Source organism: Mesorhizobium sp. M5C.F.Cr.IN.023.01.1.1, from assembly GCF_003997585.1.
In the GTDB taxonomy this organism is placed as follows: Bacteria; Pseudomonadota; Alphaproteobacteria; order Rhizobiales; family Rhizobiaceae; genus Mesorhizobium; species Mesorhizobium wenxiniae.
In genome coordinates this window covers 15,861-32,503 of sequence record NZ_RZSU01000037.1, presented here as the reverse complement: position 1 = coordinate 32,503, position 16,643 = coordinate 15,861, and the positions used below count along the sequence as shown (strand labels likewise).

General features: G+C 61.9%; 14 protein-coding genes. 8 read left to right on the top strand and 6 right to left on the bottom strand.

Annotated elements, in window-relative coordinates:
* A complete protein-coding gene (locus EOA78_RS16735; protein WP_127316102.1) occupies positions 1 to 609 on the bottom strand; it encodes a TetR family transcriptional regulator in 609 nt (202 codons plus the stop codon).
* 241 nt (positions 610 to 850) lie between these two features.
* On the opposite strand from EOA78_RS16735, the gene EOA78_RS16730 reads away from it, so the two are divergent.
* Together EOA78_RS16730 and EOA78_RS16725 are read left to right on the top strand one after the other, a co-directional pair.
* Positions 851 to 1,204, top strand: a complete 354-nt coding sequence (locus EOA78_RS16730) for a VOC family protein (RefSeq protein ID WP_127316081.1) — start codon at positions 851 to 853, stop codon at positions 1,202 to 1,204.
* Between the two features lie 186 nt (positions 1,205 to 1,390).
* Positions 1,391 to 2,287, top strand: coding sequence for a PhzF family phenazine biosynthesis protein (locus EOA78_RS16725; RefSeq protein ID WP_127316080.1), 897 nt, complete (start codon positions 1,391 to 1,393; stop codon positions 2,285 to 2,287).
* 114 nt (positions 2,288 to 2,401) lie between these two features.
* Here the strand turns inward: EOA78_RS16725 and EOA78_RS16720 are convergent, their stop codons facing one another.
* On the bottom strand, positions 2,402 to 2,857 hold the full coding sequence (locus tag EOA78_RS16720) for a DUF417 family protein (protein WP_127316079.1): 456 nt from the start codon (positions 2,855 to 2,857) through the stop codon (positions 2,402 to 2,404).
* Between the two features lie 159 nt (positions 2,858 to 3,016).
* Positions 3,017 to 4,654: an acyl-CoA synthetase gene (locus EOA78_RS16715; RefSeq protein WP_127316078.1), complete on the bottom strand. Its 1,638-nt coding sequence runs from the start codon at positions 4,652 to 4,654 to the stop codon at positions 3,017 to 3,019.
* A 188-nt stretch (positions 4,655 to 4,842) separates the two neighbouring features.
* On the opposite strand from EOA78_RS16715, the gene EOA78_RS16710 reads away from it, so the two are divergent.
* Positions 4,843 to 5,808: a sugar-binding transcriptional regulator gene (locus EOA78_RS16710; protein ID WP_127316077.1), complete on the top strand. Its 966-nt coding sequence runs from the start codon at positions 4,843 to 4,845 to the stop codon at positions 5,806 to 5,808.
* Between the two features lie 87 nt (positions 5,809 to 5,895).
* Entirely contained in the window at positions 5,896 to 7,950 is a 2,055-nt protein-coding gene (locus tag EOA78_RS16705; RefSeq protein WP_127316076.1) for a bifunctional aldolase/short-chain dehydrogenase, read from the top strand.
* Between the two features lie 69 nt (positions 7,951 to 8,019).
* On the opposite strand, the gene EOA78_RS16700 is transcribed toward EOA78_RS16705, so the two are convergent.
* The 3 genes from EOA78_RS16700 to EOA78_RS16690 are packed head-to-tail and all read right to left on the bottom strand — an operon-like array spanning position 8,020 to position 11,715.
* Positions 8,020 to 9,075 carry a substrate-binding domain-containing protein gene (locus tag EOA78_RS16700; protein WP_127316075.1) on the bottom strand — a complete coding sequence of 352 codons (1,056 nt, stop codon included), beginning with the start codon at positions 9,073 to 9,075 and terminating at the stop codon, positions 8,020 to 8,022.
* 60 nt (positions 9,076 to 9,135) lie between these two features.
* Positions 9,136 to 10,131: an ABC transporter permease gene (locus tag EOA78_RS16695; RefSeq protein WP_127316101.1), complete on the bottom strand. Its 996-nt coding sequence runs from the start codon at positions 10,129 to 10,131 to the stop codon at positions 9,136 to 9,138.
* Positions 10,132 to 10,188: 57 nt separating this feature from the next.
* Positions 10,189 to 11,715 (bottom strand): sugar ABC transporter ATP-binding protein, encoded by a 1,527-nt coding sequence (locus EOA78_RS16690; protein ID WP_127316074.1) that lies wholly within the window; start codon positions 11,713 to 11,715, stop codon positions 10,189 to 10,191.
* A 136-nt stretch (positions 11,716 to 11,851) separates the two neighbouring features.
* On the opposite strand from EOA78_RS16690, the gene mtnK reads away from it, so the two are divergent.
* The 4 genes from mtnK (at position 11,852) to EOA78_RS16670 (ending at position 16,640) form a co-directional block, all read left to right on the top strand.
* Positions 11,852 to 13,123 carry an S-methyl-5-thioribose kinase gene (mtnK, locus tag EOA78_RS16685; protein ID WP_127316073.1) on the top strand — a complete coding sequence of 424 codons (1,272 nt, stop codon included), beginning with the start codon at positions 11,852 to 11,854 and terminating at the stop codon, positions 13,121 to 13,123.
* Complete coding sequence (gene mtnA / locus EOA78_RS16680) at positions 13,120 to 14,211, top strand: S-methyl-5-thioribose-1-phosphate isomerase (protein ID WP_127316072.1); 1,092 nt, start codon at positions 13,120 to 13,122, stop codon at positions 14,209 to 14,211. Before mtnK ends, mtnA begins: the two co-directional genes overlap by 4 nt.
* A gap of 359 nt (positions 14,212 to 14,570) precedes the next feature.
* A complete protein-coding gene (locus tag EOA78_RS16675) occupies positions 14,571 to 15,398 on the top strand; it encodes a phosphogluconate dehydrogenase C-terminal domain-containing protein (protein ID WP_127209653.1) in 828 nt (275 codons plus the stop codon).
* 300 nt (positions 15,399 to 15,698) lie between these two features.
* Positions 15,699 to 16,640, top strand: a complete 942-nt coding sequence (locus EOA78_RS16670) for a D-ribose ABC transporter substrate-binding protein (protein WP_127316071.1) — start codon at positions 15,699 to 15,701, stop codon at positions 16,638 to 16,640.
* Positions 16,641 to 16,643: the final 3 nt, after the last annotated feature.

The window sequence follows — 16,643 nt, the reverse complement described above, 5'->3', positions numbered from 1 at the left end:
TCAATTCTTCAAAGCCCTGATGGCAAACTCGATAAGCTCGTCCGGCATCGCCCGATTCTTCTTGGCAAGGCACTGGGCGACCATTTGCGGGTGACAGAGGGTGATGATAGCGGCGGCGAAACACCGCGAAGCGACTTCCGGGTCCTGGTCGGCAAACTCGCCGGTTGCGATTCCCTCGCTGATCACCTCCGCCACCAAGCCGCGGATCCTGTCGATATGCCTCTCGATGACGTGCCAATCGCGTTCGATGGCAACGACCACCATTTCGTGCACCTTCTCCTGGTCGAGCATGGTGTCACGGGTCCACTGATAATGCGTTTGCACGTAGCGGCGAAGCCTTTCGCTGGCCGTTCCGGGACTATGGCAGGCGTCGTAGGTCAACTGGTAGCAGGTAGCGAGCATACGGCCGCAAACGGCCTGGTGGATCTCAACCTTGGAGGCGAAGAAACGGTAGATGTTGGCCGTCGACATGCCGAGTTCACGCGCTATGTCGGCGACATTGGTCTTGCCGTAGCCGTAGTGGCGGAACAGTCGCTCAGCGCAATCGAGGATGCGCGCGATATTCTCCTGCCGGACCAGGTCAGCCGTCGTGTCGAGGGTGTCATGCATCATTTATCATTAGCTCATTACGAGTGACGAATTTTGAATTTCGTCACTCGTAATTCGAAATGGACCGCGTGTCAACAGGTGATGTTACCTGTCTGGGCGACCGGTGACACCTGTCGACACAACCTGGGCGTGAACAGCGTTAATGAAGCCTGCAGCGGGCCGTGCACAGGCACCCCGCTATCCGCGCTAAGCCCGCTCGGCTAATGTATTGTCATCCAATGCCGCGGAAGGAGAGTATCAGATGACCGTCCTGCGCATCGTCTCGAATGTCGCAACCGCCAGCATTCCGGATGTCCGGAAGTTTTATACCGACTTGTTCGGGCTCGATGCCGTCATGGACCACGGGTGGCTGGTAACGCTGGCATCCGGGGAAACAACCATCCCCCAGATCAGCATCGCCAGCGAGGGCGGCTCAGGCACCCCCGTACCCGATCTGTCGATCGAGGTCGACAATGTCGACGAGGTGTATCTTCGCGCAAACGAGATCGGTTGCAGAGTGGTCTATGATTTGATCGACGAACCGTGGGGCGTAAGACGTTTCTTCATTGCCGACCCGACCGGCAAGTTGCTCAACGTGCTCTCGCATCTTCGCTAAAGCGCGTCGCATTTGACCGGCCTCACGCGACGCGCTTTAGGTTGTTGTTTTGTGCATGTCGCTATCGCAAAACCGCTGCACACTTTGCGCGACATGCATTAGAGATTGTTCTGCAATGCGGGACATTGGCGACCTTCCAAACATTCAGCCGAGCAACGCAAACGGCCGCGGTCACCGGAGGAAACCATGAGCAGAACAATTCCATTTCATTTCGTCGATGTCTTCGCGGTGGCGCCGCTGACGGGCAATTCGCTTGCGGTTGTGGACGGCGGTGGCGAGTTGGCGCTCGAGCTCATGCAGAACATTGCACGTGAGTTCAACCAGTCCGAGACCACCTTTGTCCTGCCGGCGACCCGGCCGGACGCCGATTGGAAATTGCGCTCTTTCACGCCGAAAGGCGTAGAGGTTTTCGGTGCAGGCGGACACAACACGCTAGGGGCTTGGTGGTGGCTCGCTGCAGCGGGGCGGCTCGAGCTGGGCGATGGCCCTACACGGTTTCATCAACAGATCGGCGACTTGGTGTATCCATTGGCCATCTGGCAAAGCCAGGGGAAACTCGAAAAGATCATTATGCGGCAAGAAGCCCCAGTGGCCGGCCGGCAGCTCTCAAACCTTGGCGCTCTTGCCACGGCACTCGGCCTTAATGCTGAAGAAATAGCGGCGGACGTTGTGCCTTGCCAGGTGGTCTCGACTGGGGCTGCCCATCTCCTGGTGCCAATCCGCGATCGCCAAGCCGTCGACCGGATTTCGCCTGATGCCAAACAACTTTTCGACCTGCTCAACGAGGTCGGCGGGGAAGGCTGCTACGTCTTCTCACTCGATCCGCTGCAGCCCGGAACCACAGCGTATGCACGCTTTTTCAACCCGACCGTCGGCATTTCCGAAGATCCGGCAACCGGAACGGCGGCTGGTCCGCTCGCCGCACATCTCGTTGCACACGGTCTTGCACAGCCCGGCGTAATCAAGGTCGAGCAAGGCACTACTCTCGGACGTACCAGCATCATTGAGGTAGGTGTAGATGCCGGCTCAGTGAGCGTTTCCGGACGCGGCATCGTGGTGGCGAGCGGAGCGTTTTCGATCTAGTCGAATGTGTAGTCCGGTGGCCGCGGCGAACCTGTGCCCGTCCCACAAATTCGCAGTAGCCCGCCATTTGCGCTGATGACGTGATTCTGCCACTCGCCTTCGACTTGGATCCGCTTAGGTAGCCGATCTGTTTAGTCTGTTCAGGCTTTCGCCCAGTATGACAAGCGCGATGCCGAGCAGCGCAATGTCCTTGATCAGGAACTGACCGGCGGGACCGAGCGCGGGAAAGCCGAGCGCAGGCTCCCAGATCGGCAGGGCAACCATGATCGAACAGGTGACCAGGAAAATCAGCGCGGCCAATGCCCCACCGGCCACACCGGCGCGCGTCGACCAGGGAGAGGCAATCAGCAGAAGCGCGGTCGCGATCTCGACGACGCCAAGCACATAAGAGGCACCAGCTTCACCGAATACCGGATACATCCAGGCGAGCCAAGGCGTGCCGCCGATCAGCGGCCTCAACGCCTCGATCTCAACAGCCGTGAACTTCATCCCGCCGATCATGAGAAGCGGCAGTATGACCCCGATCAGAGCGAGAATTCGCCCCGCTTTGCTGACCGCGGTGTTCTCCATCGGAATGCTCCTCCTGCTAGATCTTCTTCCGTCGGCTTGGTTCTGTATCGAGGACGATCGGGAGGCACTCGATCCGACACTGAGGGATCTATTTTGCTCCGTTCATGTTGGCTTAGCTGGGCCAACAATGATCTGACACGGATTATGGTCCTGACCTGCCTACCCCTTCGCCATCTCCCTCAGCCTGAACTTCTGGATCTTGCCGGTCGAGGTCTTCGGGATTTCGGCGAAGATCACCGCTTTCGGCACCTTGAATCGGGCGAGCAGCACGCGGCAGTGATCGATGATCTCGGCTTCGGTCGCCGCCCTGCCCGGCTTCAGCTCGACATAGGCGACCGGCACCTCGCCCCATTTGTCATCGGGCCTGGCGACGACGCCGCAGGAGGCGACGGCGGGATGCTTGTAAAGCGCCTCCTCGACCTCGATCGATGAGATGTTCTCGCCGCCGGAAATGATGATGTCCTTGGAGCGGTCCTTGAGCTGGATGTAGCCGTCGGGATGCCTGACGCCGAGGTCGCCCGAGTGGAACCAGCCGCCGGCGAAGGCCTCGTCGCTCGCCTTGCGGTTCTTCAGATAGCCCTTCATGACGATGTTGCCGCGGAACATGACCTCGCCGATCGTCTCGCCGTCAGCCGGCGTCTCCTCCATCGTCTCGGGGTCCATCACCGTCAGATCCTCGAGCGCAGCATAGCGCACGCCTTGCCTGGCCTTCGTCGCCGCCCTGAGACCCTTCTCCAGCCCATCCCATTCACCATGCCAATCGTTGACGACGGCCGGGCCATAGGTCTCGGTCAGGCCATAGAGGTGGATGACCGCAAAGCCCGCATCGGCCATGCCCGACAGCACCGCTTCCGGCGGCGGTGCTGCGGCCGTGCTGAAGGTGACCGTCTGCGGAAATTGCCGCTTGTCCTCGTCCCTGGCATTGATCAGCACCGACATGACGACCGGCGCGCCGCACAGATGAGTGACGCCGTGATCGGCGATGGCGTCGTAGATCGGCTTCGGCCGCACCCAGCGCAGGCAGACATGGGTGCCGGCCTGTACGGCCAGCGTCCACGGAAAGCACCAGCCATTGCAGTGGAACATCGGCAGCGTCCACAGGTAGACCGCGTGCTTGCCCATGCCGGCATGGATGGTGTTGGCGTAGGCCATCAGTGCCGCACCGCGATGGTGATAGACGACGCCCTTCGGATTGCCTGTGGTGCCGGACGTGTAGTTGAGCGAGATCGCGTCCCATTCGTCGTCGGGCATAGACCAGGCGAAATCCTCGTCGCCGCCCGCGACGAAGTTCTCGTAGTCGAGCGTGCCGATCCGCTCGCCCTTGGGGTAAGGGGCGTCGGCGGCGTATTCGGGATCGTCGTAGTCGATGACCAGCGGTTTTACCTTAGCCAGCGCCAGCGCCTCGCTGACGACATTTGCGAATTCGCGATCGACGACAAGCACCTTGGTTTCGGCATGGTCGAGCTGGAAGGCGATGACCGCGGCGTCAAGGCGGGTGTTGAGCGAATGCAGCACCGCCTTGGTCATCGGCACGCCGAAATGCGCTTCCAACATCGGCGGCGTGTTGGACAGCATCACGGTGACGGTGTCGCCCTTGCCGACGCCGCGCCTCTGCAGCGCCGAGGCAAGCTTCAGCGACCGCCGCCAGAAATCACGATAGGTCGTGCGCTGGCGACCATGGATGACGGCGACATGGTCGGGAAAGGTCTTTGCCGCCCGCTCCAGATAACTGAGCGGCGTCAGCGGCTGGTGGTTGGCTGGATTCCTGTCGAGATCCTGTTCGTAGGGATTGCCCATCCCGTCCTCCCCAATATCTTTCTCGAACCTTCTAACCACAGGCCTCCGACGCGTCACCATCAACGATGCCACGATAGAGCGCATTTGGCACAATGAAGTTCTAGATTCAGCGAGCGAAAGGGCATCGTTTACCCTTGCTCGGTTTGACTTTTGTCGAGAGCCATGAATAATGTCAACTAGGAGATGGCATGGCGATCCGACCGGCAGAACAGCTTATCCACAAGGCCGCCTGGCTCTACTATGCCCATGGCCTGCGTCAGGACCAGGTGGCCAGCCAGCTCAAGATTTCCCGAGCCTCGGTCGCCATGTATCTGCGCAAGGCGCGCGAGACCGGCATCGTCAACATCTCGACCTCGACCCAGCTTTTCACCGACGATGTCATGGCGCGCAAGCTCGAAGACGCATTGAAGCTCGATGCCGTCTGGATCGCGCCGGAAAACGGCCATGTCGCCGATCCGTCGACCGACATCGCGGTGCTGGCCGCCAGCGTCTTTCTCGAACTGATCAAGAAGGGCGACCGCATCGGCGTCGCGTGGGGAAGGACCATCTATACGATCGCCGACATCATGTCCTATGCCGATCTGCAGGATGTCACGGTGGTGCAGCTCTGCGGCAATCTGGGAGCCCCCTATTCCTACCGGCCCGACCAATGCACCATGGAAATCGCACGCCGGCTCAACGCCAAGGGGCTCAATTTCTACGCACCGCTGGTGCTGACGACAGAGGAACTGGCACGCGGCCTGCGCGCCGAGCCGGTGATCCGCGAGCAGTTGTCGGGCATCAGTGCGTGCAACCTGGCGCTTTACTCGGTCGGCACCGTCGACGCCGACAGCCATGTTGTCAAATGCGGCGCGCTGACTGCGAGCGAAATGGAGGTGCTGCGCCGTGCCGGGGCTGCCGGCGTCATCGCCGGGCAGATCATCGACGCGCAAGGCAAAGCGCTCGACTGCAGCTACAACCGGCGGATCATTTCGGCGGAGCTGTCATCGCTGCGCAAAATTGAAAAGCGCCTCGTGGTGGTGCAGGAGGACAGCAAATTCGAACCGCTGGTGGCGGCGATCGTAGGTGGGCTGTGCACGCATCTGGTGGTCGGCGCCCGGATGGCGCGACGGCTGCTCGATCATGCCGGACCGGCGGCGGAAAAGGTCGCCTAGAGAACACAATTCCAGCCGCGGACTAATTGTCATCAAGGCGTCGCGGCATTCCTGTTTCACAACGAGAGCAAATCGGACGAAGCGAACATGAAGAACCTGTGGAATGACGGCGACGCGGAGAAGCTGGTTGCCGACTATGCAACAAAGGGTGTCGCCCGCGACCTGGCGCTGCGCGTCTATACGACAAGGCTACTGGGCGGCGAACCGCGGCTTGTCCTGCATGGCGGCGGCAACACATCCTGCAAGACAAGGGCCACCGACCTCGTCGGCGACGAATGGGACGTACTCTGCGTCAAGGGCAGCGGCTGGGACATGGGCGTCATCGAGCCGCAGGGCCTGCCGGCGGTCAAGCTCGGCCCCCTGCTCAAGGCGCGGTCGCTCAAGAAACTCTCCGACGAGGATATGGTCGCCCTGCAGCGAGTGAACCTCATCGACCCGTCTTCGCCGAACCCCTCGGTCGAGACGCTGCTACACGCCTTCCTGCCGCATAAATTCGTCGACCATACGCACTCGACCGCCGTTCTGGCCATCGTCGACCAGGATGATAGCGAGGCCCTGAGCAAGAAAGTCTTCGGCAGCAAGATGGGGTTCGTGCCTTACATCATGCCGGGCTTCGACCTGGCGAAGGCGGCTGCCGATGTCTTCGACGCCGACCCGGCGGTCGAAGGCCTGATCCTCGACAAGCATGGCATTTTCACGTTCGGCGATGATGCCAAACAGGCCTACGACCGGATGATCCACTATGTGAACGCCGCCGAGGAGTTCATCGCCAGCCACGGCAAGCCGCTTGCCGAAAAAGCCGCCTTGCCGGCCAAGCTGGCCAAGCCTGCGGACATTGCGCCGATGCTGCGCGGCTCAGTGGCAGTAGCGCGCGGCGAAGGCCGCTTCGACCGCATGATCAGCGATTTCCGCACCTCGGAGGCGATCGTCGATTTCATCAATTCGGCCAGGATTGCCGATTATGCCGGGCGCGGCGTATCGACGCCCGACCTTTCGATCCGCATCAAGACCGGGCCGATGGCGCTGCCGGCGCCCGACGCAGACAAGATCGGCGACTACAAATCCGTCATCCGCCAACATGTCGAGAAATTCGCCAGGGACTATCGCGCCTACTTCGAAACCAACGACGCGCTCGATGATGTGAAGCGCACGATGCTCGACCAGATGCCGCGGCTGACGCTGGTGCCGGGCCTCGGCATGTTCGGCCATGGCCGAACGCTTAAGGATGCGAAGATTGCCTCCGACGTCGGTGAAATGTGGATCGAGGCGGTGCGCGGGGCCGAAGCGGTCGGCGATTTCCGCCCGCTGTCCAAAGCCGACCTGTTCCCGCTCGAATACTGGTCGCTGGAACAGGCCAAGCTCGCCTCCAAAAAGCCGAAGCCGCTGACCGGCCAGGTTGTGCTGGTCACCGGCGGCGCCGGCGCAATCGGCGCCGCCACGGCAAAGCTGTTCGCCGACAACGGCGCCCATGCCGTCGTCGTCGATCTCGATGCGTCAAGGGCGGCGGAAGCGGCGAAGAAAGCCGGCAACAGTTCGATCGGCATCGGCGCCGACATCACCGATCCGACGCAGATGCGCGCGGCATTCGACAAGGCGGTGGCCGTCTTCGGCGGCCTCGACATTCTCGTCTCGAATGCGGGGGCTGCCTGGGAAGGCCGGATCGGCGAACTCGACGACGCCACTTTGCGCAAGAGCTTCGAGCTGAATTTCTTCGCCCACCAGTCGGCGGCGCAGAACGCGGTGCGGATCATGCTCGAACAGGGCACCGGCGGCGTGCTCCTTTTCAACACCTCCAAGCAGGCGATCAATCCGGGTCCGAAGTTCGGCGCCTATGGCATCCCGAAGGCGGCGACGCTGTTCCTGTCCAGGCAGTATGCCCTCGACTATGGCGCCCATGGCATCCGCTCGAATGCCGTCAACGCCGATCGCATCCGTTCCGGATTGCTTACCGACGCCATGATCGCCAGCCGTTCGGGCGCGCGCGGCGTGTCGGAAAAGGAATATATGGCGGGCAATCTGCTTGGTCAGGAAGGGACGGCCGAAGACGTGGCCCAGGCTTTCCTGCATCAGGCGCTGGCCGAGCGGACCACCGCCAGTGTCACGACGGTCGACGGCGGCAACATCGCTGCGGCGCTGCGGTAGGCTCAAGAACAGTCCAGACGCAAAAGAGCGGCCCGCAAGCCGCTCTTTCCTTTTGCCTGCGATAAAAAGCTACTTGGCGTTCGGGTTCGGCATCCAGGCCGGCATCGCGACATCGGCATGGGCGAACTGCGGCAGCTTGGCCGAAAGGTCTTCCATGTTCTTGATGTCCTTGTCGATCAGATCCTTTTGGGTGATCAGCGTCGGCGGCACGATGACGTTGTGGCCGGGGTCTTCGCCGGCCAAAAGCTGCGCCAGCGCGCGCACCGAAACCTGGCCGACGACGGCCGGATTGGTGGCGGCGGTTGCCGCCCAGGCGCTGTCGGGCTCGCGCATCGCGGCGATGTCGGAGGTCGATATATCGGCCGAATAGATCTTGATGTCCTTGTTGAACCCCGCCTCGTCGACGGCGATCTTCACGCCCTTGGCGAATTCATCATAGGGCGCGAACATCACCTTGATGTCGGGGTTGGCCGACAACACCGAGCGGGCCTGGTTGGCGACGGAATTGGCGATCGGATTGTCGAGCGTGCCGAACATCGCCGCCTCGTTGATCCCCGCATATTTCTTCTTGAAGTCAACCCAGGTCTCGTTGCGGCGGTCGAGCGGCGCGATGCCGGCGACATATACATAGCCGGCCTTCCAGCTCTCGCCATTGTCCTTGATCGCCTGTTCGAGCGCGAGGCGTGCGAGGTCGCGGTCGGACTGTTCGATCTGCGGGATCTTGGGGTTTTCGACGTTGACGTCGAACGCTACGACCTTGATGCCGGCGTCGACCGCGCGCTGGGCGGCTTCCTTCATCGATTCCGTCAAGCCGTGCTGGATGATGATACCCTGGACGCCAAGCGCAATGGCCTGGTCGACCATATCCGCCTGAAGGGCGGCGTCCTGGCGGCTGTCGAGGACGCGTAGATCGACGCCGAGCGCCTTGACCTGTGCTTCGACACCGGACAGATAGGCCTGGAAGAAGTCACCGGTCGAGAGATAGCGGACCAGCGCGATCTTGACGGCGCCGGGCTTGTCGAACGGCGCCGGCCGGTCCTGCGCCATCGCCGGGACCTGCATCAGCAGCGCGGCGCCGGCAAGCCCGAGTGCTGCCTTCCCCAAAAGTCTTCTCGTGATCTTCATGTTGTCTCCTCCACTTGTTGAACTCAAATTTCAGCCGGTCGAAATCCTATCTGCCGAACCCTACCTTTTGCCCCTGCCGGAAAGGGCGAAGGTGAAGACTAGGGCAACCACAAGAACCCCGCCCTTGATGAAATCCTGCGTGTAGTAGGGCGCGTTCATCATCGTCAGGCCCTGCAGCAGCACGCCGACAAACACCGCACCGACGGCCGTGCCGAAGGCGTTCGGCTTGGCGGCCCCGAGGACCGCATAGCCGATGAGCGCCGCGGCGACAGCGTCGAGCAGGAGATTATTACCTGAGGCGATGTCGCCGCGTCCAAGCCGGGCAGCGAGCAAAATGCCGCCGATCGAGGCAAAAACCCCTGAAATAACGTAGGCCCAGATTTTGTATGCCTTGACAGGCGCGCCGGCCAGTTCGGCAGCCCGTTCGTTGCTGCCGACCGCATACATCATGCGTCCGAAACGGGTGTATTCGAGAAAAAACCAGATCAGCACCGCAAGCACGAGCAAGACGACTACCGAAACCGGGATGAGGTTGGGGATGAAGAAATCGAAGCGGTGGCGGCCAAGCGCCAGGAAACCAGCGCCGAACGTGCCATTGGCGACCGCGCCATCGGGCATCGTCATGCCGGTGGCGATCGAGCGGCCCTCGGTCGGAATGCGCTGCAGGCCGACGAGCAGGAACATCATGCCGAGCGTCGCCAGAAGGTCCGGTACGCGCATATAGACGATCAGCCAGCCATTGATGAGGCCGACAACGGCACCGATCAAGAGACAGGCGACAACCGCGACGACGGCGTTCTGCTCCAGCACCACCATGACATAGGCGGCTGCCATCATGGCGCTGGTGGCGACGGAGCCGATCGACAGGTCGAAGCCGCCGACGACGAGGGTGGCGGTGACGCCGAGCGCCAGCACGCCGGTGATGGCGACCGACTGGAAGATGAAGACGGCGCTCTGCGGCGAGACGAAGCCATCGGCGGCGATGGCGAAATATGCAATCAACCCGAACAGCAGAACGATGAAGCCATAGCGGATGGCATGGTCGCGCGCTGCCATCCTTACCAAACCCGAACCCATGCCCTCTCCATTCCACGTCCCATTATCTGCCCGCCCTCACGCTGCGCTGTGCAACGGCCTGCCCGCCACTTCGGCCAACAAGCGCTCGAGGTCGATGTCGGCGTTGCGGTGTTCGCCAACGATTGTCTGCTCCGACATCACCAGGATGCGGTCGGCGGTCTCCAGCGCCTCGTCGAGTTCAGTGACGAACAGCAGCGTCGCACGGCCGTTCGCGCTCGCCCGCAGCTTGGCGGCGATGTCGCGCCTGGCCGAAATGTCGACGCCCTGAAACGGCTCGTCCAGAATGAACAGCTTTGCCGCCTGCGAGATCCAGCGGGCGACCATCACCTTCTGCTGGTTGCCGCCGGAAAGGGCTGACATTTCGTCCTTCTCCGAGCGGCAGACGATGCCCAGTTCCCGAATCTGCTGGCGGGCGGTGGCGCGCTCGATGCGGCGCTTGAGAACGCCCATACGCGACATCCGCCGGTGGAACGGCAGGCTGATATTTTCCTGGATGTTGAAGTCGCCGACGATCCCGTTTTCGCTCCGGTCCTTGGCGACGAGAAACACGCCGGCGGCGATCGCCTCGCCTGTCGAACCCGGAGCATAGGGTTTTCCGTTCAACGTCATGGTCCCGGTGAGCGGCTTGCGGACGCCAAACAGCGTCTCCGCGAGCGCGGTCTTGCCGACGCCGACGAGGCCGGTGATGGCAACGACTTCGCCGTCGCCGAGCGTCAGCGAGATCGGCATGGAGCCTTCTGCAATGCGCAACCCGTCGATCGTCAGGACAGGCTTGGCCGAATTCCTGGCGACGATCCGGTCGAGGTGGATCTTGCGGCCAAGCATGGCGTTGACGGCGCCTTCATAATCGAGCGGCTTGCGGTCGAAAACACCTGAGATGACGCCGTCTCGCATCGAGACGATCCGGTCGGCAAGCCGCCTGATGTCGGACATGCGGTGCGAGATGTATAGGATCGCGACGCCCTGCTCGCGTAGCCTGTCGACCAGCGCGAACAGCCGGTCGGCTTCGGCGCTGGACAAAGAGGAGGTCGGCTCATCGAGGATCAGGACCTTCGGCTGATGCGCCATGGCGCGGGCAATCGCCACCATCTGGCGGTCGGCCAGCGAGAGATCGCTGATCCGGGCCTTCAGGTCGATGGCCAGCCCCATGCGGTCGGCAACCGCTTTTGCCTCGCGACGCACCCGGCCCGGATTGAACAGGGTCGGCGCGCCGCTGCCGCTCAGCCTGTCGAGCGTCAAATTGGTGGCGACGTCGAGGTCGGCGACGACACCGTCATTGATGTTTTGATGAACGGTGACGACGCCGGCGCGGATCGCCTCCGCCGGCGTTTTTGGCGCGAAGTCCTCCGGTGCGAAGTCGTGGCCGGCGAGGCTCATCGCGCCGCCGCCGCGCTCGTAGATGCCGCTGACGATTTTGACCAGGGTGGATTTGCCGGCGCCGTTGGCGCCCATCAGCACGGTTACTTCGCCGGCATGCAAATCGAGCGAGACGCCGCCAAGCACCTCGATATGGCCGAAGGACTTCCTCAGCCCGTCGACGCGGAACACGGCATCATTGCCCATTCGTTCCTCCCTGACCATGACGCTAGGGACTGTTCCGTCAATTGTCAACACGATTGACAATTGCCAGAGAGCTTCCTAGCTTGGCCCGACCGCCATGGCTCCATTATGATGGGAGCACATAAGCGGGAGGGTGAGGATGACTGGGAAATCGCCGTTCGAAGCACTGTCCGTCGAGACATTGGCGGCACGCCTTGGCGCCAACGAGGCGCTGTGTTCGCATATCGGCAAGGACACGGCCCGCTGGAAGGTCCGCGAGGTCGGCGACGGCAATCTGAACCTGGTCTTCATCGTCGAGGGCGCCACGGGTGCTGCCGTCGTCAAGCAGGCCCTGCCCTATGTTCGCCTGGTCGGCGACAGCTGGCCGCTGCCGTTGAAGCGCTCCTTCTTCGAATATCACGCGCTGACGCGGCAAGAGGCGAGAGCGCCAGGCTCGGTGCCGGCGATCCATCACTTCGACGAGGGCCAGGCGCTGATCATCATGGAATATCTGTCGCCGCACATCATCTTGCGGCGGGCGCTGATCGAGGGCCGCCAGCTGCCGAACATCGCCAGGGATATCGGCCTGTTCATGGCCCGCACCCTGTTTCGCGGCTCCGACCTGCATATGGTAACCAAGGATCGCAAGGCGGATCTGGCGCTGTTCGCCGACAATGTCGAGCTCTGCGACATTACCGAGAACCTGGTTTTCTCAGACCCGTATTTCGACGCCAAGATGAACCGGCATACGAGCCCGCAGCTCGACGGCATCGTCGCAGAGCTGCGCGCCGACCGCGATCTCAAGGTCGAGGCGCAACGGCTGAAGCATCTTTTCGCGGCCAATGCTGAGGCGTTGCTGCACGGCGACCTGCATTCCGGCTCGATCATGGTCACCGACTCAGAAACGCGGATGATCGACCCCGAATTCGCCTTCTACGGGCCGATGGCCTTCGATGTCGGCATGCTGCTCGCCAATTTCTGGATGGCGTTCTTTTCGCAGCGCGGTCACGAACAGAAGGAAAAGCGCGACGCCATGCGCGGCTATTTGCTCGATGTGACCGTCGAGACATGGTCGGTGTTCCGCACCGAGTTTGCGCATCTTTGGCGAACCGAACGCACCGGCATGCTCTACCAGAAGAGCCTGTTCGAGGATCAGGGCGACCGACTTGGCGCCGAGCAGGCGCTCGACCATGTGCTGCATTCGATCTGGGACGACCTGCTGGGCTTTGCCGGGATCGAGATCCACCGGCGCATTCTCGGCCTCGCGCACAACGCTGATTTCGAGACCATTGCCGACGAGGATCTGCGCGCCACATGTGAGGCGAAGGCGCTGAAATTCGGCCGTCAGATCGCCGTCAACCGGCGCCAGATTCACAGCATCGACGAGGTCAACAAATTGGCCGCGCTGATCGAACGGGAGAACAGAATTTGAACGTCGGCGACCGTCACTATCGCACCATCTGGCTGAGCGACGACGGCCGTTCGGTGGACATCATCGATCAGCGCTGGCTGCCGCATGATTTCCGCGTGGAAAAAGTCGGCACGGTTGCCGGCATCGCGACGGCGATCCGCGACATGTGGGTACGCGGCGCGCCACTGATCGGCGTCACCGCCGCTTATGGCGTCGCCATGCAGATGGCCGACGATCCATCCGATGCAGCACTCGACGGCATCTGGGAGGTCTTGCACGAAACGCGCCCGACCGCGATCAATCTGCGTTGGGCGCTCGATGAGATGCGAGGTTTCCTGCGGCCGCTTCCATCTGGACAACGCGCCGAGGCTGCTTACCGGCGCGCCGGAGAAATCGCCGACGAGGATGTCGGCCTCAATCGGGCCATCGGCGTTAATGGCCTTGAAATCATCAAGGAAATCGCGGTGCGCAAGCGGCCGGGAGAACCGGTCAACATCCTGACCCATTGCAATGCCGGCTGGCTGGCCACCGTCGACTACGGCACCGCCACGGCGCCGATCTATTTGGCAACGGAAGCGGGCATTCCCGTTCACGTCTATGTCGACGAAACACGCCCGCGTAACCAGGGCGCTCAGCTGACCGCATGGGAGATGGCCGGCCATGGCGTGCCGCATACGCTGATCGTCGACAATGCCGGCGGCCATCTGATGCAGCGCGGCCAGATCGACATGGTCATCGTTGGCACGGACCGCACCACCGCCGACGGCGATGTCTGCAACAAGATCGGCACCTATTTGAAGGCGCTGGCCGCTGCCGACAACGACGTGCCGTTCTATGTCGCGCTGCCTTCGCCGACCATCGACTGGACGGTGGGTGACGGGCTGGCCGAAATCCCGATCGAACAGCGCTCCAGCGACGAGGTTTCGCTGGTCTGGGGCAAGACCTCGAATGGCGAGGTTGCGCAGGTCCGCATCTCGCCGGAAACGACACCCGCGGCGAACCCGGCCTTCGACGTGACGCCGGCACGGCTGGTCACCGGATTGATAACGGAACGCGGCGTCGCCAAGGCGTCGCGCGAAGGCTTGAAGGCAATGTTTCCCGGACGCTGATGATCCGGCTCCATTGACTTTCGAAAGCGGCATCAGCGGATAACCGAGAGTCCAGCTGTCCTTATCCGCAGCAAGGGCGCGGTATTGCGTCTCATTCAGAGTAGCTCATCTCTGACAGCCGGCATTTTGATGACGGCCGGTTCTGCGTGACATCCTGGTGCTCGCCTCGCCGGCACGCGGACACGTTAAAGCGACGCGATCGTCCGTCGATGCGGTGGGTGATGCTAACAACCTACGACACTGAGGGAGCGGGCCGCATCCGATTCCTATGCAGTTGCCAAAGCTTGGTAGGGTGATTATACCAGCTACTAAGATGACGATTGGCAGAGCCATCGTTCGAGATCAGGAGTATGGCAAAGATGACAACGATTGCGCTGTTTGGTGCCGGCGGCAAAATGGGCTACCGCCTGTCGACCAATTTTCGCGGCTCTCACTACACGATCCGCCATGTCGAGGTCAGCGACGTCGGCCGCGAGCGGCTAAAGACGGGGTTGGGCATTGACGCTGTCAGCGCCGACGAAGCCCTGGATGGCGCCGAGGTGGTCATCCTGGCGGTTCCCGACACCCATATCGGCAAGGTGGCGGCCAGCATCGAGGGCAAGCTTGCTGCCGGCACCATGGTCGTCGTGCTGGACGCCGCAGCACCTTTCGCCGGCCATCTGCCCAAGCGGCCGGACCTGACCTATTTCGTCACCCATCCCTGCCATCCGCCGATCTTCAACGACGAGACCGATATGGCGGCCAAGAAGGACTATTTCGGCGGCGTCAAGGCCAAGCAGCATATGGTCAGCGCGCTGATGCAGGGACCGGAGGAAGATTTCGCCAAGGGCGAAGCGATCGCCAAGATCATCTGGGCCCCTGTCATGCGATCGCATCGCGTCACGGTCGACCAGATGGCGCTGCTCGAGCCGGGCCTTTCGGAGACCGTCTGCGCCTCGCTGCTGGTCGTCATGAAGGAAGCGGTCGACGAGGTCGTCGCGCGCGGGGTCGACCAGCAGGCCGCACTCGACTTCCTGCTTGGCCACATGAACGTGCTCGGCGCCGTCATCTTCGGCGAGACGAAGGGTGTGTTCTCCGACGCCTGCAACAAGGCCATCGAGTTCGGCAAGCCGGTCTTGATGCGTGACGACTGGAAGCGGGTCTTCGAGCCGGAAGAGATTGCAGCGAGCATTCAGCGCATCACCTGAGGCTGAGATGCTTTCCCTTTGCGGGAGAAGGAAAGGCCGGGTACAGATCATCTGAATTAGTGATTGACTCATTATACCAGTTGGCTTAGCTGTTCGTAAGCTCGGGCAAATCAGGCCTCGTCAGGAGTTCGAGGCCTGGGCGAGCGGAGGACGGCTGGGACTGGGGTGCGACGATCCGTTCAGAGGAAGCCGGCAAACGGTTTTGACACTGAAGCGATCCGCAATCTCTTGTGCCGCATGACGAATTGAAATGCAGACAGTGGCCTGAGTTGATCAGGGCTTTTCAAACGGGAGGAATTCATGAAACTCACTCGCAGAATGACACTTGCGGCTTTTGCCGGCATGCTGGCGCTTGGCACCGCCGCACCCGCCTATGCGGCGGATCTCATTGCCATCATCACGCCCTCGCACGACAATCCGTTCTTCAAGGCGGAAGCTGTCGGAGCGGAAGCCAAGGCTAAGGAACTCGGCTACGAAACGCTGGTGCTTGTCCACGACGACGACGCCAACAAACAGTCCGAGCTGATCGACACCGCGATCGGCCGCGGCGCCAAGGCGATCATCCTCGACAATGCCGGCGCCGACGCCACCGTCGCCGCCGTGCAGAAGGCCAAGGACGCGGGCGTTCCGTCCTTCCTGATTGATCGCGAGATCAACGCCACCGGCGTCGCCGTCGCGCAGATCGTCTCCAACAACTATCAAGGCGCCCAGCTCGGCGCGCAGGAGTTCGTCAAGCTGATGGGCGAGAAGGGCAATTTCGTCGAGCTGGTCGGCAAGGAATCCGACACCAACGCCGGCATTCGCTCGAAGGGCTATCACGACGTCATCGACGACTATCCGGACCTGAAGATGGTGGCGCAGCAGTCGGCCAACTGGAGCCAGACCGAAGCTTATTCCAAGATGGAATCGATCCTCCAAGCTAACCCGGACATCAAGGGCGTGATCTCCGGCAACGACACGATGGCGATGGGCGCCTATGCCGCCCTTGCCGCCGCCGGCCGCAAGGATGTCATCGTCGTCGGGTTCGACGGATCGAATGACGTGCGCGATTCGATCGCTTCAGGCGGCATCAAGGCCACAGTCCTGCAGCCGGCCTATGCGCAGGCGCAGATGGCAGTCGAGCAGGCCAACGACTTCATCAAGAACAAGAAGTCTCCGGCCGAGGAAAAGCAGCTGATGGATTGCGTCCTGATCAATGGCGACAATGCCGCCAAGCTGGAAACCTTCGCGCTGACCAACTGAGCC

Excerpts from the sequence above, each read along its gene's own strand:
- EOA78_RS16670 (WP_127316071.1), top strand. The coding sequence starts at position 15,699 with ATGAAACTCACTCGCAGAATGACACTTGCGGCTTTTGCCGGCATGCTG.
- EOA78_RS16725 (WP_127316080.1), top strand. The coding sequence starts at position 1,391 with ATGAGCAGAACAATTCCATTTCATTTCGTCGATGTCTTCGCGGTGGCG.
- EOA78_RS16700 (WP_127316075.1), bottom strand. The coding sequence starts at position 9,075 with ATGAAGATCACGAGAAGACTTTTGGGGAAGGCAGCACTCGGGCTTGCC.
- EOA78_RS16735 (WP_127316102.1), bottom strand. The coding sequence starts at position 609 with ATGCATGACACCCTCGACACGACGGCTGACCTGGTCCGGCAGGAGAAT.
- EOA78_RS16675 (WP_127209653.1), top strand. The coding sequence starts at position 14,571 with ATGACAACGATTGCGCTGTTTGGTGCCGGCGGCAAAATGGGCTACCGC.
- EOA78_RS16710 (WP_127316077.1), top strand. The coding sequence starts at position 4,843 with ATGGCGATCCGACCGGCAGAACAGCTTATCCACAAGGCCGCCTGGCTC.
- mtnK (WP_127316073.1), top strand. The coding sequence starts at position 11,852 with ATGACTGGGAAATCGCCGTTCGAAGCACTGTCCGTCGAGACATTGGCG.
- EOA78_RS16730 (WP_127316081.1), top strand. The coding sequence starts at position 851 with ATGACCGTCCTGCGCATCGTCTCGAATGTCGCAACCGCCAGCATTCCG.
- EOA78_RS16705 (WP_127316076.1), top strand. The coding sequence starts at position 5,896 with ATGAAGAACCTGTGGAATGACGGCGACGCGGAGAAGCTGGTTGCCGAC.
- EOA78_RS16690 (WP_127316074.1), bottom strand. The coding sequence starts at position 11,715 with ATGGGCAATGATGCCGTGTTCCGCGTCGACGGGCTGAGGAAGTCCTTC.
- EOA78_RS16720 (WP_127316079.1), bottom strand. The coding sequence starts at position 2,857 with ATGGAGAACACCGCGGTCAGCAAAGCGGGGCGAATTCTCGCTCTGATC.
- EOA78_RS16695 (WP_127316101.1), bottom strand. The coding sequence starts at position 10,131 with ATGGCAGCGCGCGACCATGCCATCCGCTATGGCTTCATCGTTCTGCTG.
- EOA78_RS16715 (WP_127316078.1), bottom strand. The coding sequence starts at position 4,654 with ATGGGCAATCCCTACGAACAGGATCTCGACAGGAATCCAGCCAACCAC.